General features: G+C 73.3%; 14 protein-coding genes. 6 read left to right on the top strand and 8 right to left on the bottom strand.

Annotated features, from left to right (window positions below):
- Nucleotides 1-92 precede the first annotated feature (92 nt).
- Nucleotides 93-1838, top strand: coding sequence for a malto-oligosyltrehalose trehalohydrolase (gene treZ, locus OG285_RS05085; RefSeq protein WP_371790277.1), 1746 nt, complete (start codon nt 93-95; stop codon nt 1836-1838).
- A gap of 40 nt (nt 1839-1878) precedes the next feature.
- Here the strand turns inward: treZ and OG285_RS05090 are convergent, their stop codons facing one another.
- Both OG285_RS05090 and OG285_RS05095 read right to left on the bottom strand, forming a co-directional pair.
- Nucleotides 1879-3003, bottom strand: a complete 1125-nt coding sequence (locus OG285_RS05090; RefSeq protein WP_371790278.1) for an aminopeptidase P family protein — start codon at nt 3001-3003, stop codon at nt 1879-1881.
- Between the two features lie 68 nt (nt 3004-3071).
- The gene (locus tag OG285_RS05095) at nt 3072-3692 is read right to left on the bottom strand and encodes a nucleoside/nucleotide kinase family protein (protein WP_371793453.1); all 621 of its coding nucleotides are present in this window, start codon (nt 3690-3692) and stop codon (nt 3072-3074) included.
- Nucleotides 3693-3858: 166 nt separating this feature from the next.
- Here OG285_RS05095 and OG285_RS05100 point away from each other — a divergent pair, with 166 nt between their 5' ends.
- Entirely contained in the window at nt 3859-5334 is a 1476-nt protein-coding gene (locus OG285_RS05100) for a hypothetical protein (protein ID WP_356835134.1), read from the top strand.
- A gap of 168 nt (nt 5335-5502) precedes the next feature.
- Here the strand turns inward: OG285_RS05100 and OG285_RS05105 are convergent, their stop codons facing one another.
- Both OG285_RS05105 and OG285_RS05110 read right to left on the bottom strand, forming a co-directional pair.
- On the bottom strand, nt 5503-6360 hold the full coding sequence (locus tag OG285_RS05105) for a class II fructose-bisphosphate aldolase (protein WP_356835136.1): 858 nt from the start codon (nt 6358-6360) through the stop codon (nt 5503-5505).
- A gap of 3 nt (nt 6361-6363) precedes the next feature.
- Entirely contained in the window at nt 6364-7248 is an 885-nt protein-coding gene (locus tag OG285_RS05110) for an SIS domain-containing protein (RefSeq protein ID WP_371790279.1), read from the bottom strand.
- 124 nt (nt 7249-7372) lie between these two features.
- Between OG285_RS05110 and OG285_RS05115 the strand changes: the two genes are divergently transcribed.
- On the top strand, nt 7373-8158 hold the full coding sequence (locus tag OG285_RS05115) for a DeoR/GlpR family DNA-binding transcription regulator (protein WP_266851854.1): 786 nt from the start codon (nt 7373-7375) through the stop codon (nt 8156-8158).
- On the opposite strand, the gene OG285_RS05120 is transcribed toward OG285_RS05115, so the two are convergent.
- The 4 genes from OG285_RS05120 to OG285_RS05135 all read right to left on the bottom strand — a co-directional run bounded on the left by OG285_RS05120 (nt 8145) and on the right by OG285_RS05135 (nt 11313).
- Nucleotides 8145-9353: a Gfo/Idh/MocA family protein gene (locus OG285_RS05120; RefSeq protein WP_371790280.1), complete on the bottom strand. Its 1209-nt coding sequence runs from the start codon at nt 9351-9353 to the stop codon at nt 8145-8147. The genes OG285_RS05115 and OG285_RS05120 overlap by 14 nt on opposite strands.
- 47 nt (nt 9354-9400) lie before the next feature.
- Entirely contained in the window at nt 9401-9679 is a 279-nt protein-coding gene (locus OG285_RS05125; protein ID WP_356835143.1) for a hypothetical protein, read from the bottom strand.
- A gap of 276 nt (nt 9680-9955) precedes the next feature.
- Entirely contained in the window at nt 9956-10690 is a 735-nt protein-coding gene (locus tag OG285_RS05130) for a 4'-phosphopantetheinyl transferase superfamily protein (protein WP_356835145.1), read from the bottom strand.
- 2 nt (nt 10691-10692) lie between these two features.
- Nucleotides 10693-11313: a TetR family transcriptional regulator gene (locus tag OG285_RS05135; protein ID WP_371790281.1), complete on the bottom strand. Its 621-nt coding sequence runs from the start codon at nt 11311-11313 to the stop codon at nt 10693-10695.
- A gap of 165 nt (nt 11314-11478) precedes the next feature.
- Here OG285_RS05135 and OG285_RS05140 point away from each other — a divergent pair, with 165 nt between their 5' ends.
- From OG285_RS05140 to OG285_RS05150, 3 genes are read left to right on the top strand one after another with little or no spacing between them, the layout of a single operon-like run.
- Nucleotides 11479-13704: a hypothetical protein gene (locus tag OG285_RS05140; protein WP_371790282.1), complete on the top strand. Its 2226-nt coding sequence runs from the start codon at nt 11479-11481 to the stop codon at nt 13702-13704.
- 1 nt (nt 13705) lies between these two features.
- A complete protein-coding gene (locus tag OG285_RS05145; protein ID WP_371790283.1) occupies nt 13706-14971 on the top strand; it encodes a hypothetical protein in 1266 nt (421 codons plus the stop codon).
- The gene (locus tag OG285_RS05150; RefSeq protein ID WP_371790284.1) at nt 14968-17457 is read left to right on the top strand and encodes a GTPase-associated protein 1-related protein; all 2490 of its coding nucleotides are present in this window, start codon (nt 14968-14970) and stop codon (nt 17455-17457) included. Before OG285_RS05145 ends, OG285_RS05150 begins: the two co-directional genes overlap by 4 nt.
- Nucleotides 17458-17459: the final 2 nt, after the last annotated feature.

Here is a 17459-nt window from a genome sequence, read left to right on the forward strand (position 1 = left end):
CTCGCTCCAGCCCCTGATCTTGTCAAGATGAGAGCCTGCCGGCCGATGGCGGTCCCGACGACATGATCCGACGAGTGGCCCTAGGGGATGCTGTGCTGTTCGATGTATGGGCACCGGAGAAGAGCGAAGTCATGCTGGAGCTGGCCGGACGGGAGCTGGCCATGGAGCCCGATCCGCTGCGGGACGGCTGGTGGGCCGTCACCGCGGACGCGGCGGGCGGCGACCACTACGGCTTCCGGCTCGACGGCGGCCCTGTGCTGCCCGACCCGCGCTCGCGCCGTCAGCCCGCAGGACCCGACGGGCTGAGCGCCGTCGTCGCGCACGACGCGTACCAGTGGCGCCAGGAGTGGCCGGGCCGCGCGCTGCCGGGCGCCGTCCTGTACGAGCTGCACATCGGCACGTACACCCCGGAGGGCACCTTCGACGCGGCGGCCGGGCGGCTGGACCATCTGGCCGCGCTGGGGGTCACCCATGTGGAGCTGATGCCGGTCTGCCCCTTCCCCGGCCGGCACGGCTGGGGGTACGAGGGGGTCTCGCTGTGGGCGGTGCACGAACCGTACGGCGGCCCCGAGGGGCTGAAGCGCTTCGTCGACGCGGCTCACGAGCGGGGGCTCGGGGTCGTCCTGGACGTGGTCCACAACCACCTGGGCCCGTCCGGCAACCATCTGCCCTCCTACGGGCCGTACTTCACCGACACCCACCACACGCCGTGGGGCTCCGCGGTGAACCTGGACGCACCCGGGTCCGACGAGGTCCGGGCGTATCTGCTGGGGAGCGCGCTGGCCTGGCTGCGCGACTACCGGATCGACGGACTGCGCCTGGACGCCGTCCACGCACTCGCCGACGGGCGGGCGCTGACCTTCCTGGAGGAGCTGTCCGCCGCGACCGACGCGCTCTCGGCCGGTCTCGGGCGGCCGCTCTTCCTGATCGCGGAGTCGGATCTCTGCGATCCGCGGACGACGGCCCCCCGCGCGGCGGGCGGTCTCGGTGTGCACGCCCAGTGGAACGACGACTTCCACCACGCCCTGCACACCGCCCTGACCGGTGAGTCCCAGGGGTACTACGCGGACTTCGCCCGGGAGCCGCTGGCCGCCCTGGCCAAGACGCTCACCCGCGTCTTCTTCCACGACGGCACGTACTCGACGTTCCGCGGCCGGACCCACGGCCGGCCCGTGCACCGTGCGTCGACGCCCGCGCACCGCTTCGTCGGCTTCGCGCAGACCCACGACCAGATCGGCAACAGGGCGCTCGGCGACCGCCTCTCGGCGTCCCTGTCGCCCGGCCTGCTGGCGTGCGCGGCGACCCTGGTGCTCACCGCGCCGTCCGTACCGATGCTGTTCATGGGCGAGGAGTGGGGGGCGGGCACCCCGTGGCAGTTCTTCACCGACCACACCGACCCGGATCTGGCGGAGGCCGTACGGAACGGGCGGCGGCGGGAGTTCGCCGAGCACGGCTGGGCGGAGGGGGACATCCCCGACCCCCAGTCTCCCGCCACCAGGGAGCGGTCCTGTCTGAACTGGGGTGAGCTGGACGGCGGCCACCACTCGCGGCTGCTCGCCTGGTACCGCGAGCTGATCACGCTGCGCCGCACCTGCCCCGACCTGGTCGACGCGGATCTGGCCGCGGTCAAGGTGGCGTACGACGAGGCGGCACGGTGGCTGGCGCTCCGCAGGGGCGATCTGCGGATCGCGGTCAACCTCGGCGACGAACCGGCGCGGATCCCGCTGAACGGGCGCGGCAGCCGGACCCTGGCCTCCTGGGAGCCGGTCCGGCCGCCGGGCGCCGACGGGCTGTTGCTGCTGCCGCCGGAATCGTGTGTCGTGCTGGCGGATGCGTAGGAGCCCGCCACGGGTGAGGTGACCGGGGCGGGCCGGGCGGTCACTCGACGACGGCCAGCTCACGCCGGGTGGTGTTCAGCCGCCGTCCGCCGTCCTCGGTGACGGTGACGATGTCCTCGATCCGGACGCCGAAACGGCCGGGCAGGTAGATGCCCGGCTCGACGGAGAAGCACATACCGGGCACCAGCGGCTGCTCCTCGCCCTCGATCATGTACGGGGGCTCATGCGTGGTGACCCCGATGCCGTGGCCGGTGCGGTGGATGAAGCGCTCGCCGTACCCGGCGTCGGTGATGACGGCGCGCGCCACCCGGTCGATCTCCTGGCAGGCGATCCCGGGACGCACCGCCCGGCAGCCCGCGTCCTGCGCCGCACGGACGATGTCGTGCACCCGCTGCTCCTCGGCGCCCGGGGCGCCGACGTGGACGGTGCGGGAGGTGTCCGAGCCGTACCCGTCCTTGAGGCCGCCGAAGTCCAGGACGACCATGTCGCCGGTCCCGATGACCCGTTCGCCCGCCTCGTGGTGCGGGTTGGCGCCGTTGGGGCCCGAACCGACGACCGTGAAGTCCACCTGGGAGTGACCGAACTGCCGCAGCAGCGCGGCCAGATCGGCTGCGACGTCGGTCTCCCTGCGCCCGGAGAAACGGACCGTGAGGATCTCCTCGTACGCCGCGTCGGCCGCGGCGCCCGCCGCTTCGAGCCGGGCCAGCTCGGGCGCGTCCTTCACCGCGCGCAGCATCGGCAGGGCCTCCGTCAGCGACAGGTACGAGCTGTCGGGCAGGGCGCGCTGGAGCCCGAGCAGATGCATCGCCCAGCCGTTGTCGCTGACCGCGAAGCGGCCGTCCGGGCTGAGGAGCGCGGCGGCGATGCCGTACGGATCCTTCCCGTCCGTCCAGTCCAGGAGGGTGAGCGCGGGGGCGCCGACGGCGTGCTCGGCGTCCGCGGCCTCAAGCGCCGGTACGACGAGAACCGGGTCCTGCCCGGCCGTGATGACCAGCAGTGTCATCCGCTCGGTGGCGGCGGTCGGCCGGTAGCCGGTGAGGTGGACGAGGTCGGGGCCGGGTGCGACCAGCACTCCGGCGAGTCCGGCCTCCGCCGCGCTCCGAGCGGCACGGGCCATACGGGCGCGGTAGTCGTCGGCGGTGAACGGTACGGGTTCGGAGGACATGGCCCCATCCTGCCGGGCCGCGCCCGCGGACGCGACGCCGAGTGAGGCGGCGGCCCGGGACGCGGTGTTCAGGGGTACGGCACGACCAGACCGGCCCGGTCCCTGGTCTGCTCGATCAGCCGGGCGTTGGCCTCGTCGGACCGGTGCACCCAGCGCTCGGCCTCCGCGCGGCTCCTGCCGTGCCGGATGTGACGCTCGACGAGCCTGCGGACGCGTGCGGCGTCCGCAGGACCCCCGGGGCTCTCCGGACCGATGAACCAGGCCTCGTCGAGCAGGGCCCGCACCCGCGGCCAGTGCAGCAGGTAGTTCCCCTCGGTGATCACGAGCGGGACACCGGGGGCGACCGGCACGGACCCCGCGACGGGCTCCTCCAGCGCGCGGTCGAAGGCGGGCGCGTACACCACGTCGCTGCCGGGCGTACGCAGCCGGGCCAGCAGGGCCGCGTACCCGGCCTCGTCGAAGGTGTCGGGGGCGCCCTTGCGGTCGGCGCGGCCGAGGCGGCGCAGTTCGGCCCCGGCGAGGTGGAAGCCGTCCATCGGGACCACGACGGCGCTCGGCCCGAGCGCGTCGGCGAGACCGGCGGCGAGGGTGGACTTCCCGGCGCCCGGTGGCCCCGCGATGCCGAGGATCCGCCGGTGCCCGGCCCCGGCGAGCAGCCGGGCACGGTCGATGAGGTGCTGCGGAGTCATGGCGGTCATTCTCTCTCCACGCGGTCGCCCCCGGCGCGAGTGATACGCGGAACGCCTCTGCCGTTGGCCTTCCTGGCATGTCCCACGGGCCGGCGTGTCCCACGGGCCCGGGACCTCGTGCAACCGGCGTGGGAGTCATGTCGGACATGGCTGTTACGTTTCCCGTATGACGGTTTACGGACGTGCCATCGGTCTCCTCGGGGACCGGCCGGAGCTGGCCGAAGCGGCCGCGCGCCCCTTCGGTTTCGACCTGGCCGGGGCGGCGCACGGCGCGGCGGTCCGGCTGGCGTCGGGTGCCCCGCTGGAGGCGGTGGCCGGGGACGGCACGGGCGGTACGTACTTCGTGTGCGGCGGGGGGCCCGTGCTGTACGCCTCGGCCGACGGCGCGGCCGGGCTCGTCGCCGCGAGCGCCGACGAGGCGCTGGAGCTGACGGTCGGACTGCCCGGGTGGCACGGTCTGGTGCACCTGTCCCCCGCCGACGCCGAGGCGCGGCTGCCGGCCGCGGTGGCCGCGTCGGAGGAGGCGATACGGGAGTCGCTGCCGGATCTCGACGCCCGGCGGGCCGCACTGCGCGGGGCACTGGGCCTGCCCGACCGCTCCCCCGCCGAGCTGTTCGCCCGGCTGCACACGGCGCTGCTCCGTACCGAGCCGGACCACCTGCTGCTCGACGCGGCCGGCGGCCGGGCCCGTGCGCGGCTCGACCCGCATCCGCGCCCGCCCCTGCGCGAGACGGTGCTGAGCCCCGGTCTGGCGGATCTGGCCCGGCTCCGGGACGACACGGCGCAGTGGACCGAGGTGGCAGGCGACATCGCGCGGCGCGCCACGGTGCTGCGTGCGGCGCAGTTCGACCGGCAGGACCGCGATCTGCCGCTGCTGCGCCACCTGCTGGCGGCCGAGACCGCCGGCGCGGGGACCAGCGAGGAGCTGCGCCTCGCCGCCGTGCTGGTCGCTCTGCACGGCAGCGCTGAGGATCTGCCGCTGCTGCGCGCCGCCCGCGCCGCGCCGCAGGCCGTCCGGTGGGGGCTGCCGGAGATACCCGAGCACCCCGGCGCCGTCGTGGAGTGGGCGCGCGGGCCCGACGGCTCGCAGCTGGGCGAGGATCCGGCGCGGGAGCCGGAGTTGACCTGGATACGGCTGGCCAGGCGGCAGGGCCGGACCGAGGATGCGCGGGTCGCGCTGCTGCGCATCCTGGACGCCACCGGGGAACAGGCCGATCTGCTGCGGGTGCTGAGTGTCGAGCTGGAGGCGCTCGGCGACCTCGGCCAGGCGGCCCGCGCCCAGTCCGGGTATGCCGCACTGGCGGACGGGCCCCGTGACCGGGGGACGGCCTGCCGCAGGCTCGCCGAGCTCCAGCGGCGCACCGGCGACCTGCCCACGGCCTGGCGGACTCTGCGGCCGGTCCCGGAGATCCTCGACACGGAGGGTTCCGAGCGCGGGTGGCGGCGGCTGGGTCTGGGCCGGATGGTCGCGGCCGAACACTTCGAACTCGCTCTGGCCGCCGCCGGGGCGGGGCTCGCGCCCGTCGCCCGGGAGTCGCTGGCCGTCGCCGGGGACCTGCACGCCGGAATGGGCAAGTCCGCCCAGCGGAGCCTCGGGATGCTGGCCCAGGAGACGAAGTGGGCCGTGGCCCGGCTGAAGTGAGTGGGCGCGGCCCGGCGTGAGCAGGGCGGCAAGAACCGCTCGTGAGCAGGGGCGTAAGAACCGCGTCACCACGCGCGAACGGCGGTGATCAGCCCGCCGGCCCGGCAGGACCGGGCAGCGGCAGGCACGCTTCCGTACCCGCCGCCGGCCCGGGCCGCGACCGCCTCGTCAGACGGCGGCTCCGACCAGTTCGACCAGCCTGGTGACGGTGTCCGCCATCGCCTGCCGCCCGGCCTTGAGGTACTTGCGCGAGTCGACCGCCTCGGGCTGAGCGGTCAGCACCTCACGGATGGCCGCGGTCATGGCGATGTTCAGCGCCGTACCGATGTTGACCTTGGCGATGCCGCCGGTGACGGCCGCCGACAGTTCGGCGTCCGGCACCCCCGATGAGCCGTGCAGTACCAGCGGCACGCCGAGGGCGTCCCGCAGCCGGCCGAGCAGTCCGTGGTCCAGCACCGCGGTCCGCGAGGTCATCGCGTGCGAGCTGCCGATCGCCACGGCGAGCGCGTCCACGCCGGACTCGGCCACAAAGGCAGCGGCCTCGTCCGGGCGGGTCCGCGCACCCGGGGCGTGCGCGTCCAGCGGCGCCGCCCCGTCCTTGCCGCCGACCTCGCCCAACTCGGCCTCGATCCAGAGCCCCCGGGCGTGCGCCCAGCCGGCCGCGTCCCGGGTCGCGGCGAGGTTCTCCGCGTACGGAAGGTGCGCGGCGTCGTACATCACCGAGCTGAACCCGGCGTCGGCGGCCTGCCGCAGCAGGGCGTCGCTCTTCACGTGATCGAGGTGGAGAGCGACCGGGACGGAGGCCGCCCCGGCCAGTTCGGCGGCGGCGCGGGCCAGTGGAAGCACCTGGCCCTGCCGGTACTTCACCGCGTTCTCGCTGATCTGGAGGATGACCGGGGCGCCGGCGGCCTCCGCCCCGGAGATCACCGCCTCCGCGTGCTCCAGCGTGATGATGTTGAACGCGGCCACCGCGCTACGCCGCGCGGCGGCGTCGGCGACCAGCGCGCCGCTCTCGGCAAGTGCCATCGCTCAGCCCTCGTCGAGGATGACGGAGCGGGTGAGGTGGCGCGGCGAGTCCGGGTCGAGGCCGCGCGCGGCCGCGATGGCGACGGCGAGGCGCTGCGCCCGTACCAGCTCGGCCAGCGGGTCGAGGCCCCCGGCCACCCACATCCCGCCGGTGGAGCCGACCTGCTCGGCGAGGCCCTCGGGGGCCTCGCCGAACATCCAGGTGGCGGTGCCCTCGGTGGTGATGCTGATCGGACCGTGGCGGTACTCCATGGCCGGGTACGCCTCGGTCCAGGAGAGCGACGCCTCCCGCATCTTGAGCGCGGCCTCCTGGGCCAGGCCGTTGCTCCAGCCACGGCCGAGGAAGGTGAACTGCGAGCAGTCGACGAGCCCTTCGGGCAGCGGCTCGGCGAGCGCGGTCCGCACGTCGGCCACCACGGCGTCCGTGTGCAGGCCGAGGTGGGCCCGGAGCAGGGTGAGCGCGGTGGTGGCGAACCGGGTCTGGACGACGGACCGCTCGTCGGCGAAGTCGAGGACGACGATGTCGTCGGCGGCTTCCATGACCGGGGTCTTGGGGTCACCCGTGATGGCGGTCGTGCGGGCCTGTCCCCGTACCCTGGCGAGGAGTTCGAGCACCTCGGTCGTGGTGCCCGAGCGGCTGAGCGCGATCACCCGGTCATAGGTGCGGCTGAAGGGGAACTCGGACGCGGCGAAGGCGTCGGTCTCGCCCTGGCCGGCTCCCTCACGCAGCGCGGCAGCGGCCTGCGCCATGAACCACGAGGTACCGCAGCCGACGATCGCGACGCGCTCCCCGGCGGCCGGCAGCGCCGCCGCCTGGCTCCCGGCCAGCGCCGCGGCGCGCTCCCAGCACTCGGGCTGACTGGCCAGCTCGTTCTGGACATGGCTCATGCTGATCCACCCCTCAAGGTAATGATTGCTTCTGCAAGATACTGCGTTGTTTCAAGCACAATCAAGCAAGTAGACGTTTCTGGGTTAAGGTCACAGCGTTCCACCGAAGAGGAGAGTGCGAGAGATGTCCCAGTCCCGCGACGCGCGTTGGAAGGCACTCCTGGAACTGCTCGTCGAGCAGGGCCGCCTCGACGTCGAAGCGGCGGCTCTCGCGCTCGATGTCTCGGCCGCCACCATCAGGCGCGATTTCGACCAACTCGCCCAGCAGCAGATGCTGGTGCGCACCCGTGGCGGCGCCGTCGTCCACGGTGTCAGCTATGAGCTCCCGCTACGCTACAAGACGGCCCGGCGCGCCTCCGAGAAGCAGCGCATCGCGCAGGCCGTCGCCGAGCTGATCACCGCGGGCGAGGCGGTCGGCCTGACGGGCGGCACCACCACCACGGAGGTGGCCCGCGCGCTCGCCGTCCGGCCCGACCTGGCGTCCGGCACCCCGGCCCTCACCGTCGTGACCAACGCGCTGAACATCGCCAACGAGCTGGCGATCAGACCCCAGTTCAAGATCGTCGTGACCGGCGGGGTGGCCCGCCCCCAGTCGTACGAGCTGACGGGCCCCCTCGCCGACGGTGTCCTCGGCCAGATCACCATGGACACCGCCGTGCTCGGGGTGAACGGCTTCGACGTCGTCCACGGCGCCGCGGCGCACCACGAGGACGAGGCGGGCATCAACCGGCTGCTGTGCGAGCGCGCCGAGCGGGTGGTCGTCGCAGCGGACTCCACCAAGCTCGGCACCCGCGCCTTCGCCAGGATCTGCACCACCGACCAGGTGGACACGCTGGTCACGGACACCGGCATCAGCGAGGAGATGACAGCTCTCTTCACCGACGCCGGTGTCGAGGTCATCGCGGTGTGAGCGCCGGGGCCGCGTCCTGTGCGCCCCGCTGCTGGCCCGACTCGAAGTAGGCGATCAGCTCCGGGTCCAGCGGCGGCACGTCGTACGGTGCACCGCCGGCCCGCAGCGACTGCGTGGCCATCACGCCGGCGGCCACACTCATCCGGGCGGCGACCGGCGAGGTGTCGGTCACGCCGCCGTCCCTGGCGAAGCGGCAGAACTCGGCGATGATCCGCCCGTCCGCACCGCCGTGCGAGCCCTTCGACTCCGGCACCCGGTACACCGCGTCGGCGTCGGCACGGTAGTCGGTCGGCCCGGTGTTCCAGACCCTGACCTCGTCGCCCGGCCGGTCACCGAAGTTCTCCAGCCGCCCCTCGGTCCCGATGACCGTGTAGTTGCGGAAGTAGTCGGGGCTGAAGTGGCACTGCTGGTAGGCGGCGATCACGCCGTTGTCCAGCCGCATGTTCATGACGGACACGTCCTCGACGTCCACCACGTGGTGGAGGTCCTTGCGGGTGGCCGGCGGCCAGTCGAACTCCCGCAGCCAGCCCTCGGGCCGGGGGGTGCCCGGCTCGCGGCGCGGCAGGTCCCCGTACATCATCAGGTCGCCCATGGCGTTGACGCGCGAGGTGTAGCCGTTCGCCAGCCAGTGCACCACGTCGATGTCGTGCGCGGCCTTCTGGAGCAGCAGTCCGGTGGTGCGGGTGCGGTCGGCGTGCCAGTCCTTGAAGTAGTAGTCGCCGCCGTACGAGACGAAGTGCCGTACCCACACGGTCTTCGGCTCACCGATGTCGCCGCGCGCGATGATGTCGCGCATCAGGCGCACCACCCCCATGTGCCGCATGTTGTGGCCGACGTAGAGCCGGGAGCCGGTCTCGTGGGCGGTGCGCAGGATGGTGTCGCACTGCTCGACGGTGATGCCGAGCGGCTTCTCCACGTACACCGGCCTGCCCGCGCGCAGGATGTCGCAGGCGATGGCCTCGTGGGTGTCGTCGGGGGTGGCCACGATGACGGCGTCCACAGTGTCGCCGTCGAGCAGCTCGCGGTAGTCGTCCACCGCGACCGCCCCGGCGAACCGGTCCGCCACCTTGGCCCGCACGGCGGGGTCGGTGTCGGCGACGGCGGTCACGACGGACCCCGCGCCGGGACGGTGGGCGGCATCGGCCAGACTGGCCCGCAGACCGAGGCCGACCACGCCGATACGGAGGTCTTGCATGGTGCTCCTTGAACGCAGTTGTACGGATGGGAGGGTGGTGGGGCAGGTCACTCGGTGGTCAGCGCGATGGACATCTCGAACTCGGCGCGGATCCTGTCGCCGCCGCCGGAGCGCCGGGTGCGCCCAGGACCGCCGCACGCGGAGACCGGTTCGCGTCCGGCGACGATGTCCTTGATGCCGTCGTTGACGCCCGTCGTCAGGGAGGCGCCCTGACCGGCGTTCCCGTCATTGGTCACATGGACCTGGCCCATGCGGCCGCCGTACGCCACCGGGACGCCGAAGATCCTGCCGTTGATCACGGCGGTCCTGGGCACAGCGGCCGGCACAGTCACCTCCGCGTAGAGGGCGGTCGGGGGAGCGCAGACCTGCTGAACCCCGCCCAAAAGCGGAATCTGGTGTTCTGGTCTGCAAGATGCACTGATCCTGCACTGCACTCCACGCAAATGACAATAGCTGCTCGGAAAAACCTTCCTTAGCGCAGTTACGAGCATGCTTCACGCACTCTTCGAGCACGGAACATCGCTGACCTGCGAGGCACGGCAGTCTCGGCCGCCCCGTCCCCGACCGGGTGACGGAGGAACGGGGTACGCCCGCGGCAGGTGTCAGTGACCGACGGAGACAGTGGTGCGGATCAGCCCGTCCTGGACCGACCAGGTTCCCTCGAAGCCGGTGAGCGGCTTCCCGCCGACGACGGGGCCGGGCACGAGCAGCCGTGCGGTGAACGTGCCCGCGTCCGGGTCCGGGGTGATCACGGCGTCCTCGAAACCGAGCCACCGGCCCGTCATCGGGAACCACGCCTTGTACACGCTCTCCTTGGCGCTGAAGAGCAGCCGGTCCCAGCAGACCTCGGGGCGCCGGGCGGCGAGCTCGGGCAGGTACCGGAGCTCCTCGTCCACGGTGACCAGGCCCAGCTCCCCGTCCCCCGGCATCGGGAGGTGGGGCTCGGCGTCCATGCCCAGCGACACGACATCGGCCGCGCGGGCCACGGCGGCGGCGCGGTAGCCGGCGCAGTGCGTCATGGCGCCGACGATCCCGGCGGGCCACAGCGGCTCGCCCCGGGCGCCCTTCAGGATGGCGGCGGGCGCCACGCCGAGCTGGGCGAGCGCCGCACGGGCGCACGCGCGGGCCGTCGCGAACTCCGCCCTGCGGGAGGGCACCGCACGGGCCACCAGCCGCTCCTCCCCGGGGAGCAGCGGGGCGGCCTCCGCGGGGTCACCGTAGGACTCGACCAGCACGACCGGACCGCTCGGCGATCCCCCCGCGCCCGGGCCGAACGACCCGAACCTGCCGGTCCGCAGACCGGGGCCGGGGACGCACCCCGGCTGTGACATCGGCACCGTCAGATCCTCAAACCTGCCGTGAGCAGCGACAGTTGACGGTCGAAGAGCTCCGCGAGATCCTCGGCGCCGCCGCCCTCGGTCCAGTGCCGGACGACCGCCGAGAAGACAGCGGTGACCGCCGCGGCCGCGCAGTGCGCCTCAAGGTCACCCCGTTCGCGGCCTGTTCGCTCCAGGATCAGCGCGGCGACGGCGTCCTGACTGCGCAGCTGTTCGTCCGCCGCACGGACCCTGACGGCCGGGACGGTGCAGGCGAGCCGCGCCCTGAACAGCAGCTCCTCCCGGTCGGCGCCGAGGAGTTGGGCCAGCGAGCCGGTGAGCGCGTGCCGGATGGCGTCCACGACCGGTTCCCCGGCGGGCCGGGACCGCAACGCGTCGGCGAGGACCGGTGCGTACTCGTCGTCGAGGACCACGTCCTCCTTCGTGGGGAAGTACCGGAAGAAGGTACTGGGCGAGACCTCGGCCGCCTCGGCGATCCGCTCGACCGTCGTCGCCGCGTACCCCTGATCGGCGAAGAGGCGGTACGCCTCGCGCCGGATGGTCTGCCGGGTCTTCAGCTTCTTGCGCTCGCGCAGCCCGGGAGCGGGCGTCGCGGAGGCGGTCGGGGTCTCGGCGGGGCTCATAGCGGTGATTCTCCGTGCTCCGGCCCGTGCGTGGCTACCGGGGGTGGCGGCCGCGCACCCTCTTTTCGGGCACGAGTGGACTCAAGATCCCGGAATCCCCGGCACCATGGGCCGTCATCTGCTGGGATGGCCCCGGGAGAACGCGCACGTTCATGGGGGCAGACGGTGGAGCTGGAATTCGGGCACCACCTCGGGCTGCCCCGAGCCCTGCCGTGGCTGCCCCTCTCCCCGCTCGTTCCCCGCTACGGAAACCTGGTCGCGCAGCAGCACGGACTCGGACTGCGACATCTCGGCGAGGCGCTTATCGCGCGCGGCGGGACACTGCGTGTGCTCGACGGGGTATTCGTACCGCGCGCGCCACGAGGGCGGCGCCGGGTCGATGGTGAGGAGCTGCGCAGACTGCGGGCGCAGAAGCCCGACATGGCTGTTCTGCTGGAGCAGCTGGCGGAGCTGCACGGTCAGGACCGGACCGCGTTGCGACGGGTGCTGCTCTATCAGCTGACCGAGCTTCTGCAGAGCCATCCGCAGGGCGGCCGGACCAGCACGGCGGTCTCGCTCGGTGTCGATCCTGCGGAAGCCGCCGCGCTCGTCCGTGCCGCAGGCGCACGACGGCAGCTCAGCGCCGGAGAGCGGACCGCGGCCGAGGGGCTGCAGGACGAATGGGAGCGCGGCCGGCTGCGCCGGGCCGCCCGGCTGGCGGCGCTGCTGCTGCCGTGCGGCGAACGGGACCCCTTCCTCGCGGGCAGGCTGGCGGCCGTCACCGCCCGGGTGCGCGAGGCGGATGCCGCACTCGACAGGGCCCGCTCGTCCGAGGGCGAAGGAGACGTACCAGCAGCGGGCGGCCACTATCTGCGCGCGGCCCGGCTGGCGCACGACTGCCCCGTCGCGATGCGCGGCCTCATCCGGACCCACCGCCCCACCGCCCGCTCTCCCCGCCCGCTGCGGCTGGAACTCACCGCGGACGCCGTCCGACTCACCTGGCCCGACGGGACCGCCCGGGCAGCCGACAGGACCTGGCGTGTCATCAGGCTCACCCGTGACTCGAACGGCGGCCCGGCATCCCTCGCGGAAGTCCATCCGCAGGCGACGGGCGGAGCCGCGCTCGACCCACGGCCCCCGCTGGGCAGCGAGGTCCGGTACGCGGTGCTGCCGATGCTCGACGGGGTCGTCGACGACGCGCCGCTCGTTTCCGTTCCCCTGCGCGCCACACCGGAAGTGACCCGTATCAGGCCGGTCGCCGGGAGGTCCCGAATCGAGGTGGGCTGGGAGCAGCCGCCCGGGGCCGCCGGTGTCACCGTGCTGCTCACGGGCCCCGGCGGCCAGAAGCAGGTGGCCACTCCCCCGGGCGGCCGGTTCACGGCGCACGGACTGCGGACCGGCGAGTACCGGATCCGGATCAGCTGCCGCTACCGCACGGCGGACGGCCTGGACGTCGAGTCAACCGGATCCGATGCGCGCGTCACCGTCCGTCCCTGGCCGTCCCCCGTGCGGGAGCTCAGCGCCGTGGCGCGGGACGGGGTCGTACGGTTCGGCTGGACCGGCGGCGAGGACGCCGAGGTGAAACTGGTCGAGTGGCCGGGCGAACCGCCCGCACCCGGTACGGAACTACCGGACGCCGGCGGGCAGTTGCCCGCTCCTCTGCCCTGGGCGCCGCGAGCCGGGGGCCTGGTGGCCCCACCGGGCAGCCTCAGCCGGGTCACCGCCGTCGCGGTCCTCGGCGGATGCGCTGTCGTCGGCCCCAGCGTGCTGATCGAGGCACCGGCCCCCGTTCACTCACTCGCCGTGACCCGCACGACCGCCCGGCTCGCCAGGGTCACCTTCGACTGGCCTGCGGACACCGGGCTGGTGGCCGTGAGCACGGAGCAGGACGGCCGGTGCACCCCGCACCGGATCGCACGCAGCGTGTTCCTGCGCGAAGGCCTGTACGTCCCGGTGGGGCCGACCGCCGCGCACTTCACCGCAACTTCCTTACCGCGCGGGACGGATACGATCGTCGTGCCACCCGTCCGCACCGAGGCCGTTCTCCCCGCAGAGCTCACCATCGCCTACCGGATCGTGCCGGGGGCCCGCCGCCCGCTGCGCAGGAAGCCCACCACCGTGCACATCACGCTCTCCCCGCCGGACGCCCACTCCCCTTCGGAGTTGCCGGAGTTCGTCCTGGTCGCCCGCGGCGGTGAGGGGCCGTCGCCCCTGCGGCCGACCGGCCCCGCCGACGGCACCACCGTCCTCCGGCTGACGGGCGAGGAGCTGTACCGTACCGGCACCGTCGAACACGAGATCGCCGCCGACGTCTGCCAACCTCCCTATGCTCTCAGGGGGTTCCTGCTCGGCGCCCCGGCCGCCCACGTACGCCTCGAGGAACTCTCTCCCGCAACCCTGGTGATGCGCTGACATGACAACCGTCATTTGCCCCTACTGCTTCGATCGCGCCCCGGCCGCACGGCTGCCGTTCCGCTGCCCGATGCCGACCACCGGGCTACGCGGCGGCGCGCCCTGCGCCGCGGAACGCGACGACGCCTGGGCCGAGTTCATGGGACCCGGCACACCCCCGGCGCAGCGGATGCGCGGCCCGGTCTTCCTGCCCTCGCGCACGCTGGGCGGACTGCGCGGCAACGGCGCACGCGCCTCCTGTCCCGGCTGCGGTGTCTCCACGCACGTAAGGGTCTGCCGCCGCTGTCACAGCGACCTGCCCAGTGACTACTGCGACCAGGACAGCCGCATCATCGCCCTGGTCGGCGCGAAGGCGTCCGGCAAGAGCACCTACGTCTCCGTGCTCGTCAATGAGCTGCGCAACCGGGTGGGACGTGCCTACAACGCGTCGATCGCCGCGATGGGTAGCGACACCCAGCGCCGCGACCGGGAGATGTCGGAGGATCTGTACGACCGGCTGCGTCTGCCCGAGGCCACCCGGCCCGCCGCCATGGGCTTCAACGACCCGCTGCTCTACCGGCTGAGTCTGCCCCGGCGCGGGCGGCTGGGAGACGGCAGCCGGCACACCGCGCTCGTCTTCTTCGACGCCGCGGGTGAGGACCTGAAGAGCGCTGAGGCCATGGACCGTTACACCCACTACCTTGCCGCGGCCGACGGTGTCATTCTGCTCGTGGACCCGCTCCAGCTCGGCTCCGTACGTGACCAGCTGCCGGTCGGCGAAGGGCCGCCCCTGCCCGCGGTGGAGACGTCCCCGCAGCAGATCGCCGCCGACCTGGCCGCCCAGCTGCGCGCGCACGGCCGCGGCGGCTCCCGCGGCCGGGTCACCACCCCGATCGCCGTCGCCGTCACCAAGACCGACATGCTTCAGCCATTGCTCGACCCGCACTCCCTGCTGCTCCGCAACGCACCGCACAGCGGCGGGCTGGTGAGTGAGCAGGAACGGCTGGCCGTGCACGAGGAGATGCGCTCGCTGATGGAGAGCTGGGACTCCGGCGCCCTGACGCGGCAACTGGAGCGGGACTTCGCCCAGTTGTCGCTCTTCGGGCTCTCGGCTCTCGGCTCTCCACCGCCCCCGGACGCCCCGGCCGATGCCCCCAAGTCCGGGCCGCGGCCGCTGCGTATCGAGGATCCGCTGCTGTGGCTGCTCAGCCGGCGCGGTCTCCTCCCCCTCGACAAGCCCGGCAGGGCCCACGACTCCGGCAAGCCTGTACGGAAGGCCGACGCATGAGCCTGGCACAGTTCCACTACACCTCGGCGCCGCCGGGAGCCGATGGTTCGGGGTTCCGGTTCACAGCGGTGACCCCCGGGATGCCCGAGTCGGTGCTGAGGGAAGCCGAGCAGTTCATCGGCTACGAGCCGCCCCGCAGCGCCCCGCCCCGCCCCACCGATGCCGAACTCTCCTCGTTCCCCGAGGCGTTCAGCCACAGTTCACTCGCGGACGGCAGCCGGCTGCTGACCCGTACGGTCTACACCGGAGCCGACTACAGCGGGCGATGGGGCAATTTCCACGCCCATGCCGTGCACCTGCCGGCAGGCCCAGAGCTGCCGGGCAGTGCGCTGCCCATCACCGCCTGGCGCTCCCCGCAATGGGCCACCGGGACCCCGGACGGCGGGGTGCCGGTGCCGCTGGAGGCGCTGCCCGCGCCGGGCCGCTTCGACTGGGACGGGCCTGCGGGATTCGCCACCTCGCGCGCCCCGTGGCTCGCGGTGTTCTTCGCCGGTCTGCGGAGGCTGAGCGAGGAGGAATCCGCACCGCAGATCGTGCTCATCGAGCGGGACAGCGCCGACGTGGCCCGGTGGATCGCGCTGGCCGTCGCCGTACTGCCGCGCGAGAGCGCCCGCCGGCTCACCTTCACCACCTATACGAGGCGACCGCAGCAGGCCCGGCAGCAGATCATCGGGGTGCTGCCGGACGACGGGCCCGCGCCGGCCCACGACCAGCGCCACCTGGTGCTCGACTGCACCGCCGCGGGCCCCGGCGAGCCGGCCCGGCAGCAGCCCCCGCAGTCCGAAGCGGACCACTGGGCCGGGATCGCGGCCGAGGTCTGGCTGGGCGGGGCGCCGGACCTGTTCAAGGCAGCGGCGGCGCTGCCCGGCAGCCCGTTCGACGCGGGCCGCCTCGCCGTCGTCGCACTCCGTTCCGGGATCGCCCTCGGTCCGGGCGGTCGTACCGCAGCCGCCGACTGGGTGTGCGCCCACCCGGACGCGCTGGACGACACGGAGCTGGCACGACTCACCGAGGCGCTGAGCACACCCGGGACGTCCCGGCTCCCCGCCGAATCACTGGCCCTGTCCCGGCTGTTCACGGCACTCGCGGGCCGGGCGCCACGCACGGTCACGGCACCGCTCGGGGGCGCCGTACTGACCGACGCGGTCCGCGCCGCCGTACCCGGGGCTGTCCTTCCGCGGGGTTCCGCGCTCACCGCGGACCTCAGACAGCGCCTCGCCGCCGAGCTCGCTCCCGAACTGCGCACCGGGATCACCGACTCATCGCAGGACGTGCCGCGAGCGGTCGAACTGCTGCATATCGCCGACATCCTGGGCCTGGACTGCGCGGATCTGCTGGACAGGACAGCGGGCCGGCTGTCCCACGCGTTGATCAACGATCCGGACGGCGCGTACACCCCTGTCGTACGTACCGTGCTGGAGGACCGGTTCGAGTTCCGTGCCGCCCTGCTCGGCGAACTCGACAGCCTCGCCGCGGACGATCCACCCGCGGTTGCCCGGCTGCTCGCCCGCGTTCCGCTGTCTGTCGCGGGGGTTCAGACCTTGCCCCATCTGCGCATGTGCGCGGAGGCACCCGCTGCTCCCGAAGCCGCCGGGAGCGACCGCGTCGCCGTGCTGCATGAGGTGGTCCGGGCAGGCGGGGTCTCTCTGTTCGCCGATGCCCGGGTGCTGCGTACTGCCGTACGGCTGGTGTGGGGCGGCGGCGCGATGACGGCGGGCGAAGCACGCCTGCTGCTGGGAGCGACCGGGTCGGACCCCTTCCGCGCATCCGGAACCTGGTCCGACCTCGTCACGGCCGCGCTCGATGCCCCCGGCGACGACCCCCATTCACCGGATCTCGCGCGCGACGTACTGCGCTGCTTCCCCGATGAGCTCAATTCGAGGGTACGGGCGGCCCTCCTGCTCCTCGAATTCGCCCGGGACCTCGGTGAAGGGGCGGTCGACAGCGGATGGGCAAACCGCGCGGTGGCGCTGCGGGCCGTCGCGGAGCCCGTCGAAGCGGGGGTGCTGGAGCAGGCCTTCGGGGCGGTCGCCAGGCGTCTGCTGTCCCCGGACCCGCCGGACGGCGAGCTGTACATGCTGATCGACACCGGCGACCCGGAACTCATCGCGGCATACGGCCGCGCCGCGCGGGAGGAGGCCGTCCGAGACCGGCTCCGGGTGACCCCGGCGTACGTGGCCGACTGCTTCAGCGCCTGGTCCGCACGGCCGCGGGCAAGCCGGGCCTGGGACGAAACGCGGACGTCGCTGCTGGACAAGGTGCTCAGGCCGGTCGTACGAGCGCTGCCCGATGCGGACATCGCCGCCGTGGAAGAACAGCTGACGCGCGCCGGAGGCGGCTGGGTACGGGAGTTCGGCGACTGGAACCGGCCCGGGGCCCTCGGCCGTATCGGCCGACGCCTGTCCGGGCGAGGCCGCCGGCCCTCCGTGGACGGCGTGCGCCGGGGCGACGTGGAGCCGCCGCGCCAGGGCGGCCGGTCAGCGTGATT

The organism is Streptomyces sp. NBC_01471 (assembly GCF_041438865.1).
Taxonomy (GTDB): Bacteria; Actinomycetota; Actinomycetes; order Streptomycetales; family Streptomycetaceae; genus Streptomyces.